Origin of the sequence: Micrococcus lylae, assembly GCF_900163825.1 — a bacterium.
Taxonomy (GTDB): domain Bacteria; phylum Actinomycetota; class Actinomycetes; order Actinomycetales; family Micrococcaceae; genus Micrococcus; species Micrococcus lylae.
The window spans coordinates 13,555-29,063 of record NZ_FUKP01000059.1 but is presented as its reverse complement, the minus strand read 5'-3'; the positions used below and the strand labels follow the sequence as shown (position 1 = coordinate 29,063).

Genomic DNA, 15,509 nt, shown 5'->3' with positions numbered 1-15,509 from the left:
GGCGAGGGGCCGTCGTCGGGAGTGAAACGGGGGAGGGACGGGCGGCCGGTGCCGCTCAGCGGGTCTGCCAGCCGGACTCCGGGCGGCCGACGGAGACGACCGTGATGACGGGGCCGGCGGCCTCGTCCGTGGCGTCCAGGTCCACGACGGCGTTGATGCCGTGGTCCAGGTCCCCGTCGCGGTCCACGAGGACCTGGCGCACGCCCCACCAGCGGGAGCCGGTGAGCTCCACCGGGGACGGCACCTCGGGGGAGCGGTCCACCAGGAAGTACTGGGGGCCGCGGGCCGCGGGGCCGTCGTCGATGTCCTCGTGGTCCTCGAAGAAGTCGTCGAGCGCATCGGCCCAGTCGTCGGCAGACAGGTCACCGGAGAGCTCGGCGAGCGCGTGGTCCTGTTCGTCGCCGAAAAGGCGGACCCGGTGGAACATGGCGTTGCGGACCATGACGCCGAAGATCTGTTCGTTGTCGGTCAACCGCGGCGGGGTCGGCGGGGCGATGGACTCGTGGTCCTTGCGGAGTTCGTCGATGTCCCCGGCCACGAGGTCCTCCCACTCCTCGAGGAGGGAGGAGTCGGTCTGCTTCACGGTCTCGTCCAGCCAGTCGAGCATGATCTGCAGTTCGTCCGTGCGGGCCTCCTGCGGGACGGTGTGCCGCAGCGCCTTCACGGCGTCGGTCAGGTAGCGCAGCAGCACGCCCTCGGAGCGGGCCAGGCCGTAGAACTGCACGTAGTCGCCGAAGCCCATGGCGCGCTCGAACATGTCCCGGACCACGGACTTGGGGGTGAGTTCGAACTCGGCGAGCCACGGGGCGCCGGCCCGGTAGGTCTCGAACTGCTGCTCGAGCAGCTCGGCCAACGGCATGGGGTAGGTGACCTCGTCGAGGGCGCGCATGCGCTCGGTGTACTCCATGCCCTCGGCCTTCATGGCGGCCACGGCCTCCGTCTTGGCGCGCTTGACCTGGCCGGTGAGCACCTGGCGTGGCGGGTCCAGGGTGGCCTCGATGACCGAGACCACGTCCAACGCGTGGTTCGGGTCGGCCGGGTCCAGCAGGTCCAGGGTGGCCAGGGCGAAGGGGGACAGCGGCTGGTTCAGTGCGAAGTCCGGCTGCAGGTCCACCGTCAGGTCCACGGTGCGCCCCTCGGCGTCGGGCTCGGGCAGGCGTTCGACGACGCCGGTGGCCAGCAGCTCACGGAAGATGCCGATGGCCCGACGCATGAGGATGGCCTGGCGGGCCGGGGTCTCGTGGGTGCCGCGCAGCAGGCGGCGGACGGCGAGGACGGGGTCGCCGGGACGGTCCAGGATGTTCAGCAGCATCGAGTGCGTGATCTGCATGCGGGAGACCAGCGGCTCGGGCTCGGCGGCCACGAGCTTCTCGAAGGTGGCCGGTCCCCAGGAGACGAAGCCGGCCGGCGGGGTCTTCTTCTTCGATCCCTTCATGGACTGCTTCATGCGCTTGGCGCGCTCGGCCTCGTCCTTGACGTTCGCGAACCTGGCGGCGGCCTTGCGCTCGGCAGCCCTGTTCTCGATCACGTGCTCCGGGGCCTGGACCACCGCGTAGCCCTGCGTGTCGAAGCCGGCGCGGCCGGCGCGGCCGGCGATCTGGTGGAACTCTCTGGCCTGCAGGATGCGGGTCCTCTCCCCGTCGAACTTGGACAGGGCGGTCAGGAGCACGGTGCGGATGGGCACGTTGATGCCCACACCGAGGGTGTCCGTGCCGCAGATGACCTTCAGCAGTCCGTCCTGGGCCAGCTTCTCCACCAGGCGTCGGTACTTCGGCAGCATGCCGGCGTGGTGGACACCGATGCCGTTGCGGACCAGACGGTTCAGGGTCTTGCCGAAGCCGGCGGAGAACCGGAACCCGGCGATCCGCGCGGCGATGGCCTCCTTCTCCTCCTTGGAGGCCACGGAAACGGACGCCAGACCCTGCGCCGTCTCCACGGCGTCCAGCTGGGAGAAGTGCACGATGTACACCGGCGCCTGGTGTGTGGCGACCAGCTCCCCCACCTTCTCCTGCAGCGGGGTCTCGGAGTACTCGAAGCTCAGTGGGATGGGCCGTTCGGCGTGGGCGACGACGGCGACCTCGCGTCCGGTGCGCTCGTTCAGGTCCGCCTCGAGGCGGCTGGTGTCGCCGAGGGTGGCGGACATCAGCAGGAACCGGGCCTGGGGCAGCTCCAGCAGGGGGACCTGCCAGGCCCAGCCGCGGGAGGGGTCCGCGTAGTAGTGGAACTCGTCCATCACCACGGTGCCGATCTCCATGCCCGAGCCCTCGCGCAGGGCCCGGTTGGCGAGGATCTCGGCGGTGCAGCAGATGATCGGGGCGTCCCCGTTGACGGTGGAGTCGCCGGTGACCATGCCGACGTTCTCCGCGCCGAACACGTCCACCAGGGCGAAGAACTTCTCCGAGACCAGCGCCTTGATCGGCGCCGTGTAGTAGGAGACGACGCCGTGGGCGAGCGCGTCCGCGTGGGCGGCCAGCGCCACCATCGACTTCCCGGAGCCGGTGGGGGTGGCCAGGATGACGTTGTGTCCCTGGACCAGCTCCATCACGGCCTCCTCCTGGGCCGGGTAGAGGGTGATGCCCCGGGACGTGGTCCAGTCCGTGAAGGCGCCGAACACCGCGTCCGGCTCGGGGGAGGAGCCGAGGGACGTCAGGGTGTCTGTGAAGGAAGAAGTCGCGGAGCTCATCGCGCTCTACCCTATCGGCGGCGGGCGGACCTACGGTGGGGCCATGGCCGATCAGCATGCTTCCGCCGGCACCGCCTCCCACGACGACGGCCCGGTCCCCTCCGGTGCCCCGGGCGCCGGCTTCCGCTGGGATCCGGCGCAGTACGAGGTGTTCGCCGACCACCGCAGACGCCCCTTCGCGGACCTCACCGCCCGCATCGGTGCCACGCACCCGCGCCGTGTGGTGGACCTGGGCTGCGGCCCCGGCACCATGACCGAGGCCCTGGCCCGCCGCTGGCCCGACGCCGAGGTGATCGGCCTGGACTCCTCGCAGGAGATGGTGGACGCCGCCAACGCCCGCCCAGACCGACCGGAGAACCTCCGCTACGCCACCGTGGACGCCCGCGCCTGGTCTCCGGAGCCGGACACCGACGTCCTCGTCACCAACGCGATGCTCCAGTGGATCCCGGAACACCGCGAGCTCGTCCGCGGCTGGCTGGCCGACCTGCCCGCCGGCGCCTGGTTCGCCGCCCAGGTCCCGGCCCAGCACCGCAACCCCTCGCACGCCGAGCTGCACCGCCTCGCCGCCGAGGAGCCCTTCGCCGCCGTGGTGTCCGGCGAGCGCTCCACGGACACCGTGGCGGAGCCGGCCGACTACGCCGGGGACCTGCTCGCCGCCGGCTGGGAGGCCGACGTCTGGGAGACCACCTACCAGCAGGTGATGCGCGGCCCGGACCCGGTCCCGGCGTTCACCGGCGCCACCGTGGCCAAGCCGTTCGTCCACGCCCTCACCGCCCACGACGAGGCCCACGGCCTCACCGGCACGCCCGAGGCCCTCGCTCCGCGGTACCGCGCCGCCTACGCCGAGCGCATGCGTGCGGCCTACCCGCGTGTGCCCGGCACCGGCGAGGGAGACGATGCCGCCGTGCTCTTCGCCTTCCGCCGGATCTTCCTGGTGGGCCACCGCCCCGGCTGAGCCGGTGCTTGGGCCCGCCCGCAACGGGCGGCGTGGCCCCTCGGCAACGTGCCCGGTGCCCAGTCGATCCTGCGCGCCTGCGGGCCCGGCGGCGCCCGGCGAGGCTACCCTGGTGCGCATGCCCACCCCCACCTCTGCGGCTGCGCCGCGCCCCCGTCTGCTCTGGATGGACGTCTATCGGGGCCTGGCGGTGCTGCTGGTGGTCCTGCTTCATGCCCAGACGGCGCTCGTGGACTCCGGTCTGGCCCGCTCCGAGCTGGTGCGGGACGTCAACGCCGCCGTGGGGTCGTTCCGGATGCCCGGGCTGCTGCTGGTCTCCGGCATGCTGCTGACGCTGTCCCTGCGCCGGCCCGCCGGGCAGTACCTCGCCGGCAAGCTGCGCCGCATCGCGTGGCCGTGGCTGCTCTGGACCGCGGTGATGCTGCCGTTCTTCGGCCTGGCCGCCGCCCTGGAGCCCACCTGGTGGCTCAACGGCGCCCACACCTGGTTCTTGTCCGTGGTGTTCGTCGGCTACCTGCTCGGGCTCGCCCTGAAGCGCGTGCCGCCGCTGATCATCGCCGTGGTCCTGTTCGCCCTGGCCATCCGGCTCGAGCCGGACGCGATCACGGGCGGGCTGCACGAGTGGGCGCTGGTGGCCGAGCGCATGACCTGGTTCGGCGGGTTCTTCTTCGTCGGCGCAGCCCTCGGCCGCTGGCGCGAGGACCTGCCCCGGATCCCATGGCAGGTCATGCTCCTGCCGGCCGTCGTCACCTGGGACTGGGCCCGACGCGCGATCGAGGCCGGCCGGTATCCGTCCGAGGAGAGCTGGCCGGTGATGACCATGTCCGTCATCGGCGTGGTATCCGTCCTCTGGCTGCTCGCCCAGATCCCGGACAACCCGCTGATGCGCGCCTTCGCCTGGGTGGGCCGCCACTCGATCGTGCTGTTCGTGGTCCACTACCCGGTCATCCGTCTGCTGCGTCGCACCGTGGACCTGCCCGAGGGCATCGCCGGCGTGGGCCTGCTCTTCGCCGCCGGCGCGGGCGTCTCCCTGGTCTTGGCCGCGCTCTACCCGTGGACGAAGTACCTCTTCGAGTTCCCCTCCACGTCCCGCCTGGTCCGCGCCGCCCGACGACGGCCCGTCGCCACCGCCTGAGCGCTCACCTCCGCCTGCCTTCTCGCCCGGTTTCCGCCGCCGAGCACAGGGTTCTGGCGGTCCCTCAGGGCCGGGTGCCCAGGGCCAGCAGGTGCGCCGAGAGGTCCGCGACGCCCGGTCGGGTCGGAGCGCCGTCCGCGTGGAGCGCGTCCAGGCGGTCGGCCAGGGCCACGGCCGCTGCGGAGAGTTCGGCGTCGGGCGCCTCTGACTGCAGGGCGACGGCCGTGGGCGCCTCGAGTCCGCGCACCGAGACCTCGGTGAACCCGGCGGCGCGCAGCTCGTCCGCCAGCTCCGCCGAGCTGTGGAAGTGGCCGCCGGGGAACCCGGGGCCGGGGTTGGTCCAGGCGCCGTCGTTGAGCAGGGCCACGTCGTCGGCGTCCACGTGGGGGTCTCCGGAGGCGACCCGCTCGAGCACGCCGTCGAGAAAGGCCCCGAGCCGGCTGATGCCCGCGGCGAAGACCAGGCCGCCCGGACGCAGCACGCGGTGGGCCTCGGCCAGGGCGCGCAGCCGGTCCCTGCGCGAGGGCAGGTGGTAGAGCGGCCCGAAGAGCAGGACGGCGTCCGCGGAGGCCTCGGCGAAGGGCAGGTCACGGGCGTCGCCGACGAGGGCCTCCACACCCGGCAGCGCGGCGGCCACGGCCACCTGCTCCGGCACCGGGTCCAGGAGCGTCACCGCATGCCCGTCGTCGGCGAGCCATTCGGCGTGCACACCTGTTGCGCCGCCGACGTCGAGCACACGGGAGCCGGGGGAGAGGCGGGCGCGCAGCAGGGACTGCACGCGGAGGAACTCGACGGCGCTCTGCGCGCTCTGGGTCCGCAGCCGGGCGTCCTCGTCGAAGTCCTGTCCGTAGAAGCGCAGGACCTTGCTCTCGAGGCGGTCCTGCCCGCGGCCGTGCTCGTCCGCGGCGGTGCTGCGCGCGGTCACCAGCCGCGCTCGGCCCACTCGTCCAGGTGCGGGCGCTCGGCGCCCAGGGTGGTGGAGTCGCCGTGGCCGGGGTGGACGACCGTGTCGTCCTCGTAGACGTCGAAGAGGCGCGCGGTCACGTCCGCCAGCAGGGAGCGGAAATCCTCGTCCGACCAGGTCTTGCCGACGCCGCCCGGAAAGAGCGAATCCCCGCTGAACACCATGGGCTCCTCGTCCGGGCCCGACTGCAGCACCAGGGCGACGGAGCCGGGGGTGTGGCCGCGCAGGCCGATCACGTCCAGCTCGATGCCGTCGACTCCCACCGTGGCGCCGTGCTCCAGGCGCTCGGTGACCTCGGTGCCGGTCTCCTTCTCGATCTGTTCGGCGTCTGCGGCTCCGGCGGCGTGGCGCGGCGAGTGCTGCTCCACCACGGCCGCGGTGGCACGGATGTGGTCCCAGTGCCGGTGCGTGGTGATCAGCAGGTCCAGGTGCGGTTCGCACGGGGTGTCGTCCGCCGCGGAGGCCAGCAGCGCCGCGATCGCCTCCGGCTCGTCCGCCGCGTCCACGAGGATCTGCGCTCCCGTGGTCTTGGAGGTCAGCAGGTAGACGTTGTTCTGCATCTCGGAGACGACGCACGTGCGCACCGTGACGGCGGGCAGATCGTGCAGGAGACGGGGAGCGGCGGGGGACGCGGACATGAGCTCGAGTCTACGTGCGGACTGTGCTGCAGGACAGCTCGATCTCCCGGACCGCCACGGCGGGCGAGGGCAGAGGCGAAGGGCGCGCGGCCGTCGTCGGGAAGCGGCCGGCGGGAGCCGCGGCGGGCGGCGGCGACGTCCGCCCTGGGCGGAACAGTCGGCAGGATCACGCCTGCGGGCCCTGGCGGGGGCCGCGTCCGCCCCTAGACTGGAGCGCGTGTCGAACACAAATACGAACAGCACCGCCCCCACCGGACTCGCCGCAGGACCGCACGGCCACGCGGGCGACACCGCCGACCCGGACCGGATCGTGGTCCAGGGAGCACGCGAGCACAACCTCAAGGACGTGGACGTCTCCCTGCCCCGCGACTCCATGGTCGTGTTCACCGGCCTGTCCGGCTCCGGCAAGTCCTCCCTGGCGTTCGACACGATCTTCGCCGAGGGCCAGCGCCGGTACGTCGAGTCGCTGTCCTCCTACGCCCGCATGTTCCTCGGACGGGTGGACAAGCCGGCCGTCGACTTCATCGAGGGTCTGTCCCCGGCCGTGTCGATCGACCAGAAGTCGACGAACCGCAACCCGCGCTCGACCGTGGGCACCATCACCGAGATCTACGACTACATGCGCCTGCTGTGGGCCCGCATCGGCGTGCCCCACTGTGCGGACTGCGGCGAGCCCGTGGACCGGCAGACCCCTCAGCAGATCGTGGACCGGCTGCTGCAGCTGCCCGAGCGCACCCGCTTCCAGGTCCTCGCCCCGGTCGTCCGCGGCCGCAAGGGCGAGTTCGTGGACCTGTTCTCCTCCCTCTCCGCGCAGGGCTACGCCCGCGCCGTGGTGGACGGCGAGCTCGTCCAGCTCTCGGACCCTCCGACCCTGAAGAAGCAGGTCAAGCACACCATCGCCGTGGTGGTGGACCGCCTCGCCATGAAGGAAGGCATCCGCCAGCGCCTCACCGACTCGGTAGAGACCGCCCTGAAGCTCGCCGACGGGCTCGTGATCGCCGACTTCGTGGACGTGGAGGTCGTCGAGGAGAAGGGCAAGAAGAACACCGGAGAGTTCTCCGGCCGCGGCGCGGACGGCACCCCGCGCTACCGCCCCTTCTCCGAGAAGCTGTCCTGCCCGAACGGCCACGAGCAGACCGTGGACGAGATCGAGCCGCGCTCCTTCTCCTTCAACAACCCGTTCGGCGCCTGCTCCGAGTGCACCGGCATCGGCTCCCGTCTGCAGGTGGACGAGGAGCTCGTGGTCCCCAACGACGAGCTGTCGCTGGCCGAGGGGGCCATCGCCCCCTGGTCACTGGGCAAGTCCACCGCCGAATACTGGCAGCGCATCCTCGCCGGGGTGGCCAAGGACGTGGGCTTCTCGCTCACCACGCCGTGGCGCGACCTGCCCGAGGAGGCCCGCCACGCGGTCCTGCACGGCAAGGACTTCAAGGTGGAGGTCGCCTTCCGGAACCGCTTCGGCCGCGAGCGCCGCTACACCACGGGCTTCGAGGGCGTCATGCCGTACATCGAGCGCAAGCACGGGGAGACGGAGTCGGACTCGGCCCGAGAGCGCTACGAGTCCTACATGCGCCAGATCCCGTGCCCGGCCTGCGGCGGCGCGCGCCTGAACCCCACCGTGCTCAACGTGCTCGTGGCGGACAAGTCGATCGCGGACGCCACACGCCTGCCGCTGCGCGAGCTGCTCGCCTTCTTCGAGGCCCTGGAGCTGACCGAGCGTGAGCGCCGCATCGCCGACCAGGTCCTCAAGGAGCTGCTGGCCCGCCTGAGCTTCCTGCTGGACGTGGGCCTGGAGTACCTGAACCTGGAACGCTCCGCCGGCACCCTCTCCGGCGGCGAGGCCCAGCGCATCCGCCTGGCCACCCAGATCGGCTCCGGCCTGGTGGGTGTGCTCTATGTGCTCGACGAGCCGTCCATCGGCCTGCACCAGCGGGACAACCGGCGCCTGATCGACACGCTCCTGCGCCTGCGCGACCTCGGCAACACCCTGATCGTGGTGGAGCACGACGAGGACACGATCGCCGAGGCGGACTGGATCGTGGACATCGGCCCCCACGCCGGCGAGCGGGGCGGCGAGGTCGTCCATTCCGGTTCCCTGGAGGACCTGAAGGCCAACACCCGCTCCATCACCGGCGACTACCTGGCCGGCCGCCGGAGCATCCCGGTGCCGGCCCAGCGCCGCGCGAGTGACCCGGACCGCGTCATCACCGTGCGCGGCGCCCGAGAGAACAACCTGCAGGACGTGGACGTCACCATCCCGCTCGGAGTGTTCACCGCCGTCACCGGCGTCTCCGGCTCCGGCAAGTCCACGCTGATCAACGAGATCCTCTACAAGGTGATGGCCAACCGCCTCAACGGGGCCAAGCAGGTGCCCGGCCGCCATCGCAGCGTGGAGGGGCTGGACCACCTGGACAAGGTGGTGCACGTGGACCAGAGCCCCATCGGCCGCACCCCGCGCTCGAATCCGGCCACCTACACCGGGGTGTTCGACGCGATCCGCAAGCTCTTCGCCGAGACCCCCGAGGCGAAGGTCCGCGGGTATCAGCAGGGCCGCTTCTCCTTCAACATCAAGGGCGGCCGCTGCGAGGCCTGCGCCGGGGACGGCACCCTGAAGATCGAGATGAACTTCCTTCCGGACGTCTACGTCCCCTGCGAGGTCTGCCACGGTGCGCGCTACAACCGCGAGACCCTCGAGGTCCACTACAAGGGCAAGAACATCGCCGAGGTCCTGGACATGCCGATCGAACAGGCCGCCGAGTTCTTCAGCTCCTACACGAAGATCTCGCGCTACCTGAACACCCTCGTGGACGTCGGTCTCGGCTATGTGCGCCTGGGGCAGCCGGCCACCACGCTCTCCGGCGGCGAGGCCCAGCGCGTGAAGCTGGCCGCCGAGCTGCAGCGTCGCTCCAACGGGCGCACCGTCTACGTGCTGGACGAGCCCACCACCGGCCTGCACTTCGAGGACATCCGGAAGCTGCTGCACGTGCTCCAGTCCCTCGTGGACAAGGGCAACACCGTGCTGACCATCGAGCACAACCTGGACGTCATTAAATGCGCAGACCACATCGTCGACCTCGGCCCCGAGGGCGGCTCCGGCGGCGGCCAGGTGGTGGCCGTCGGCACCCCGGAGGAGGTCGCACGGGTGCAGGCCAGCCACACTGGACGGTTCCTGAAGGAACTGCTCGGCTGACCCGCCCCGCCGCCTGTGTCGTCGGCCGACCGCGCTGACGTAGCATGACGGGGACCACTGACGGGGCGGACCCAGCCGCCCGCCGTCGGGAAGCACCATGACCGGGAGGGACGGCTCGATGGCCACGACGTCGGATCCGCTGCGCCGAAGCGCCGGCCTCGGGATCAGGGCCGTGTGCCGCCCCACCGTGGAGGGGGTGGCGAACGTCCCCGCGGCCGGGCCGTTCATCGTCGCCTCCAACCACCTGTCCTTCCTGGACTCCGTGATCCTGCAGGCGCTGTCCCCTCGCATGGTGCACTTCTTCGCCAAGGCCGAGTACTTCACCGCGCCCGGCCTGAAGGGCAAGGCGATGAAGTGGTTCTTCGAGTCGGTCGGCTCCATCCCCGTCCAGCGCGGTGAGCAGGCGGCCTCCGTGGCCGCCCTCGACTCCCTCGTGGAGCTGCTGGAGACCGGCAGCGGGGTCGGCATCTACCCCGAGGGCACCCGGTCCCGCGACGGCCGCCTCTACCGCGGCCGCACCGGCGTCGGCTGGCTGACCCTGACCACCGGCGCCCCGGTCGTGCCGGTCGGGCTGATCGGCACCGAGCGGCTCCAGGCCCCGGACGACCGCCTCCCGAAGCCGCATCGGTTCACCGTGCGCTTCGGCGAGCCCCTGCACTTCGGCCACCCCGGCCGCCGGCACACCCTGCCGGCGCGCCGCGAGGCCACCGCCGCCGTCATGGACGCGATCGCCGCGCTCACCGGCCAGGAGCGGGTGGACTCGTACAACGCTCCGCCTGCGTCCCGTGGCTGACCCAGCCTCCTACCGTCCCGCCGCCGGCGAGATCCCCACCCGTCCCGGCGTCTACCGCTTCCGGGACCGGGACCGCCGCGTCATCTACGTGGGCAAGGCGAAGAACCTGCGCGCCCGCCTGTCCTCCTACTTCCAGGACCCCGCCCGCCTGGCCACGAAGACCCGCACGATGGTGTTCACCGCTCAGGCCGTGGAGTGGACCGTGGTGGGCTCCGAGGTGGAGGCCATCCAGCTGGAGTACTCCTGGATCAAGGAGTTCCGGCCGCGGTTCAACATCATGTACCGGGACGACAAGTCCTACCCGTACCTGGCGGTCACCATGAACGAGCAGTTCCCACGCGTGCAGGTGATGCGCGGGGACAAGCGCCCGGGCGTGAAGTACTTCGGCCCGTTCCACCCCGCCAAGGCCATCCGCGAGACCGTGGACCTGATGCTGCGCGTGTTCCCCGTGCGCACCTGCTCCGCCGGCGTCTTCCGCCGTGCGCAGGCCCAGGACCGGCCGTGCCTGCTCGGCTACATCGGCAAGTGCTCGGCGCCCTGCGTCGGACGGATCTCCCCGAGCGAGCACCGGGCGCTGGCCCAGGACTTCTGCGACTTCATGGCCGGGGACGCCGGCCGCTTCATCCGCGAGCTGGAGAAGGCCATGGCCTCCGCCGTGGAGGACCTGCGCTACGAGGACGCCGCCCGGCTGCGGGACGACATCGCCGCCCTGAAGCGCGTGTTCGAGCGCAACGCCGTGGTGCTGGCCGAGAACACCGAGGCGGACATCTACGCGTTCCACTCGGATGAGCTGGAGACCGCCGTCCAGGTGTTCCACGTCCGCCAGGGCCGCATCCGCGGCCAGCGCGGCTGGGTGATGGAACGCGTGGAGGACGTGGACGACGCCGCCATGGTCCAGCAGCTGCTCCAGCAGGTCTACGGCGACGCCGCAGACAAGGACGTCATCCCGCACGAGGTCCTCGTCCCCGTGCTGCCCGAGGAGCCGGAGGAGACGGCCGCCTGGCTGTCCGGCCGCCGCGGCTCCAAGGTCCACATCCGGGTGCCCCGGCGCGGGGACAAGGCCGAGCTGATGGACACCGTCCGCCAGAACGCCGAGATGGCCCTGAGCCTGCACAAGTCCCGGCGCACCGGCGACCTGACGGCGCGCTCGGCTGCGCTGAAGGAGCTACAGGAGGCGTTGGAGCTGGACGAGCCGCTGCTGCGCATCGAGTGCTACGACATCTCCCACTCCCAGGGCACCAACGTGGTCGGCTCCATGGTGGTCGTCGAGGACGGCCTGCCGAAGAAGTCCGACTACCGCCGCTTCAACGTCACCGGCGAGGCGGCCCGGGACGACACCGCCTCCCTGCGGGACGTGCTCCGCCGCCGCTTCGCGCGGCTCGCCGCCGAGCGTGCCGAGGGGGCCCCGCTCACCGGACAGGTGGAGGAGGGGGACGACGACGGCGCCCGCCGCTTCTCCTATCCGCCCTCCCTGGTCGTGGTCGACGGCGGTCCGCCGCAGGTGGCCGCCGCCGTGGCCGTGCTCGCGGAGCTGGGCCTGGACGACCTTCCCGTGGTGGGCCTGGCCAAGCGGCTCGAGGAGGTCTGGCTGCCGGACGACGAGTTCCCGCTCGTGCTGCCGCGGAGCTCGCAGGGCCTCTACCTGCTGCAGCGGCTGCGCGACGAGTCCCACCGCTTCGCCATCGCCGGCCATCGCAAGCGCCGGTCCAAGGCGATGACCGAGTCAGCCCTGGACGGGGTTCCCGGCCTCGGCCCGGCGAAACGGACCGCTCTGATCACCCACTTCGGCTCGGTCGCGAAGATGCGCCGCGCCGGGGTCGACCGGCTGACCGAGGTCGCCGGCGTCGGCCCGCAGCTGGCCGCGGCGATCGACGCGGCGCTGAACCCGGGGACGGGCGACGCGGACGAGGCGGCGGGCCGGGCCGAGGCGACGGGGTCGTCGTCGGCAGGCGCGGAGGCGGGCGACGCGGACGAGGCGGCGGGGTCCTCGTCGGCAGGCGCGGAGGCGGGCGCCGACGGCTGAGGCCGGACGTGGGCCCGGGGGAGTGGGCCCGGCGGCGCGCGGATAGAGTGGAGGCATGAGCGAGCAGCCCCTGCCCCCGGCCGCGTCGGAGACGAGCGACTCGTCTGCGGCGGTGGACAAGCCCCAGCATCCCGAGGTCCTCGTCATCACCGGCATGTCCGGCGCCGGGCGGACCACCTCCGCCCATGCGCTGGAGGACCACGGCTGGTACGTGGTGGAGAACCTCCCGCCGCAGCTGCTGCCGACCCTCTCGGCGCTCGTGGCCAAGTCGCCTGAGGCGTTCGCCAGGCTGGCGATCGTGGTGGACGTCCGTTCCCGCACGCATCTGCCGGACATGCGCCAGGCCTTGAACAATCTGCAGAACCAGGGGCTCGAGTACCGCATCCTCTTCCTGGAGGCCGACGACGACGTGCTGGTCCGCCGCTTCGAGGCCGGGCGGCGTCCTCACCCGCTCCAGAGCAACGGCACGCTTCTGGACGGCATCCGCGCCGAGCGTCAGCTGCTGCGGGACCTGCGCTCCCACGCCGACCTCGTCCTGGACACCACCGCGCTCAACGTCCACGGCCTGGCCGGCCAGGTCACCCAGCTCTTCTCGGACGACGGTCCGCTGCGCTTGCGGCTGAACCTCGTCAGCTTCGGCTTCAAGTACGGACTGCCCACGGACGCGAACTTCGTGGCGGACATGCGCTTCATACCGAACCCCCACTGGGTGCCGAAGCTGCGGCCGCACACGGGGCTGGACTCCGCCGTCAGCCGGTACGTGCTCGGCCGTGAGGGCGTCATGGACTTCGTGGAGACCTACGCACGCATGCTGGAGCCCGTCTTCGAAGGGTATCTGCGGGAGAACAAGCACTATGCGACCATCGCCATCGGCTGCACCGGAGGCAAGCACCGCTCGGTGGCCGTCACCGAGGAGCTGGCCCGCCGCCTGCGCCTGCTCGACCAGGTGACGGTGGAGGTCAAGCACCGGGACATGGGGCGCGAATGACCGAGCACCACACCTCCCAGCTGCCCCTGCCCCCTGTTCTCGGGAGTCGCCCCCGCCCCGTGGAGGGACAGCCGCCCGCGCCGGCCCGTGGCGTCGGGGAGTCTCGCGGGGCCTCCGGTCCGAACGTCGTCGCCCTCGGCGGCGGTCACGGGCTGTCGGCCTCTCTGCGGGCCCTGCGCCACGTGGCCGGGGACCTGACCGCGGTGGTCACCGTGGCCGACGACGGCGGCTCGTCGGGCACCATTCGCCGCGAGATGGACGTCCTGCCTCCGGGTGACCTGCGCATGGCGCTGGCCGCCCTCTGCGACGACAACGACTGGGGACGCACCTGGGCGGCCGCGATGCAGCACCGATTCCGTGCGACCAAGGTGCCCGCCGAGGAGGCCACGCTCGAGAACCACGCCCTCGGCAACCTGCTGATCGTGGCGCTCTGGGAGCTGCTCGGCGACCCGGTGGACGGTCTGCTCTGGGCCGGAGCGCTGCTCCGGGCCGAGGGACGTGTGCTGCCGGCCTCCCGCACTCCGCTGACCATCGCGGGTACGGTCCTGACCGAGGCGAACGGGTCTCTGCGTCGGCAGCAGGTGGAGGGCCAGGTCTCCCTCGCAGAGGCTGCGCGCACAGGCCAGGTGCTGGGCGTGCGTCTGACCCCGGAGGACGCAGACCCGACCGCTGAGGCCCTGACTGCCATCGCCGAGGCGGATCTCCTGGTGCTGGGACCGGGCTCCCTGTACACCTCGGTGCTGCCCCACCTGCTCATGCCGGCCATGCGGGAGGCGCTCACCGCCTCCGCGGCGAAGAAGGTGTTCGTCACCAACCTGCACACCGGAACACAGGAGACCACCGGCATGACGCATGCGGACCAGCTGCGTGTGATCCGCTCCTATGCGCCGGAGCTCTCGTTCGACGCGATCCTGGCCTGCCCGCGCTCCGTGCGGGATCGCGAGGACTTCGAGGCCGTGGCCGCCGAGATGGGCGCCCAGACCCTGTTTAGTAAAGTGTCCCGAGGCCGCGACCGGGCCGTCCACGACCCGCTGCTGCTCGCCGTGGCCTTCGAGGAGGCCATGCACCGGATCCGCTGCGCCGGTGACGCCGCCCGCCCCGACACGAGCCCTGAAGGAGACGACCCCGCATGGCCCTGACCACCGACCTGAAGGACGAGCTGGCGCGCGTGCCGGTGACGACCACGTCGGAGCGTCGGGCCGAGGTCGCCGCGCTGCTGCGCTTCGCCGGGGGACTGCACATCATCTCCGGCCGCATCGTGGTGGAGGCCGAGCTCGATCACGGCGCCACCGCTCGCCGCCTGCGCCAGTTGATCGTCGAGCTGTTCGGCTACGCGACCGAGGTCGTGGTCGTCTCCGGCGGCAACCTGCGCCGCGGCCAGCGCTACGTCATCCGCGTGGTGGAGGACGGCGAGGCACTGGCCCGCCAGACCGGACTGCTCGATCAGCGCGGCCGCCCCGTCCGCGGACTGCCCTCCGCCCTGGTCAACGGGTCTCTCGCGGACACCGCTGCCGTCTGGCGCGGGACCCTGCTCGCCCACGGCTCGCTCACCGAGCCGGGACGCTCCGCCAGCCTCGAGGTCACCTGTCCCGGGTCGGAGGCCGCCCTCGCGCTGGTCGGCGCGGCCCGCCGGCTCGGTGTGGCGGCCAAGGCCCGCGAGGTGCGTCAAGCCGACCGCGTGGTGGTCCGCGACGGCGAGGCCATCGCCTCCCTGCTCGCCCGCGTCGGTGCGGGGCAGACCGCACAGAAGTGGCAGGAGCGCCGCACCCGCAAGGAGGTGCGCGCCACCGCGAACCGCCTCGCCAACTTCGACGATGCCAACCTGCGCCGTTCCGCCCAGGCGGCGGTGGCCGCCGGGGCGCGCGTGCAGCGGGCCCTGGAGATCCTGGGCGAGGACGCGCCGGAGCACCTGCGCTACGCCGGCATGCTGCGCATCCAGCACAAGCAGGCCTCGCTCGACGAGCTGGGCCGGCTCGCCGACCCGCCGATGACCAAGGACGCCATCGCCGGCCGCATCCGCCGCCTGCTCGCCACCGCGGACAAGCGGGCGGCCGAGCAGGGCATCCCGGGCACCGCCGAGGCCGTCGTGCCGGAGCTCGAGGACGTCCTGGACGAGGACACCGCACTTCACGACTGACCG

General features: G+C 71.9%; 11 protein-coding genes. 8 read left to right on the top strand and 3 right to left on the bottom strand.

All coding sequences use genetic code 11. From position 1 onward, the window contains the following. Positions 1–55: 55 nt before the first annotated feature. Positions 56–2,683, bottom strand: coding sequence for a DEAD/DEAH box helicase (locus FM125_RS08480; RefSeq protein WP_087134300.1), 2,628 nt, complete (start codon positions 2,681–2,683; stop codon positions 56–58). Positions 2,684–2,726: 43 nt separating this feature from the next. On the opposite strand from FM125_RS08480, the gene FM125_RS08475 reads away from it, so the two are divergent. Then, entirely contained in the window at positions 2,727–3,638 is a 912-nt protein-coding gene (locus tag FM125_RS08475) for a methyltransferase domain-containing protein (RefSeq protein ID WP_087134299.1), read from the top strand. 118 nt (positions 3,639–3,756) lie between these two features. Next, the gene (locus FM125_RS08470; protein WP_167635489.1) at positions 3,757–4,773 is read left to right on the top strand and encodes an acyltransferase family protein; all 1,017 of its coding nucleotides are present in this window, start codon (positions 3,757–3,759) and stop codon (positions 4,771–4,773) included. A 64-nt stretch (positions 4,774–4,837) separates the two neighbouring features. Here the strand turns inward: FM125_RS08470 and FM125_RS12125 are convergent, their stop codons facing one another. Together FM125_RS12125 and FM125_RS08460 are read right to left on the bottom strand one after the other, a co-directional pair. Continuing rightward, the gene (locus FM125_RS12125) at positions 4,838–5,698 is read right to left on the bottom strand and encodes a class I SAM-dependent methyltransferase (RefSeq protein WP_083315222.1); all 861 of its coding nucleotides are present in this window, start codon (positions 5,696–5,698) and stop codon (positions 4,838–4,840) included. Then, positions 5,695–6,375, bottom strand: coding sequence for an MBL fold metallo-hydrolase (locus FM125_RS08460; RefSeq protein WP_067188947.1), 681 nt, complete (start codon positions 6,373–6,375; stop codon positions 5,695–5,697). The genes FM125_RS12125 and FM125_RS08460 overlap by 4 nt, the downstream gene beginning before the upstream one ends. 310 nt (positions 6,376–6,685) lie before the next feature. Here FM125_RS08460 and uvrA point away from each other — a divergent pair, with 310 nt between their 5' ends. The 6 genes from uvrA to whiA all read left to right on the top strand — a co-directional run bounded on the left by uvrA (position 6,686) and on the right by whiA (position 15,506). Then, the gene (uvrA, locus tag FM125_RS08455; protein WP_371327618.1) at positions 6,686–9,565 is read left to right on the top strand and encodes an excinuclease ABC subunit UvrA; all 2,880 of its coding nucleotides are present in this window, start codon (positions 6,686–6,688) and stop codon (positions 9,563–9,565) included. Positions 9,566–9,683: 118 nt separating this feature from the next. Continuing rightward, a complete protein-coding gene (locus FM125_RS08450; protein ID WP_087134297.1) occupies positions 9,684–10,358 on the top strand; it encodes a lysophospholipid acyltransferase family protein in 675 nt (224 codons plus the stop codon). Continuing rightward, complete coding sequence (gene uvrC / locus FM125_RS08445; RefSeq protein WP_087134296.1) at positions 10,351–12,381, top strand: excinuclease ABC subunit UvrC; 2,031 nt, start codon at positions 10,351–10,353, stop codon at positions 12,379–12,381. The genes FM125_RS08450 and uvrC overlap by 8 nt, the downstream gene beginning before the upstream one ends. Before the next feature lie 55 nt (positions 12,382–12,436). Next, positions 12,437–13,369: an RNase adapter RapZ gene (gene rapZ / locus FM125_RS08440; protein ID WP_087134295.1), complete on the top strand. Its 933-nt coding sequence runs from the start codon at positions 12,437–12,439 to the stop codon at positions 13,367–13,369. After that, on the top strand, positions 13,366–14,508 hold the full coding sequence (locus FM125_RS08435; protein WP_087134294.1) for a gluconeogenesis factor YvcK family protein: 1,143 nt from the start codon (positions 13,366–13,368) through the stop codon (positions 14,506–14,508). Before rapZ ends, FM125_RS08435 begins: the two co-directional genes overlap by 4 nt. Continuing rightward, on the top strand, positions 14,499–15,506 hold the full coding sequence (whiA, locus tag FM125_RS08430; protein ID WP_067188953.1) for a DNA-binding protein WhiA: 1,008 nt from the start codon (positions 14,499–14,501) through the stop codon (positions 15,504–15,506). Before FM125_RS08435 ends, whiA begins: the two co-directional genes overlap by 10 nt. The last annotated feature ends 3 nt before the right edge of the window (positions 15,507–15,509 follow it).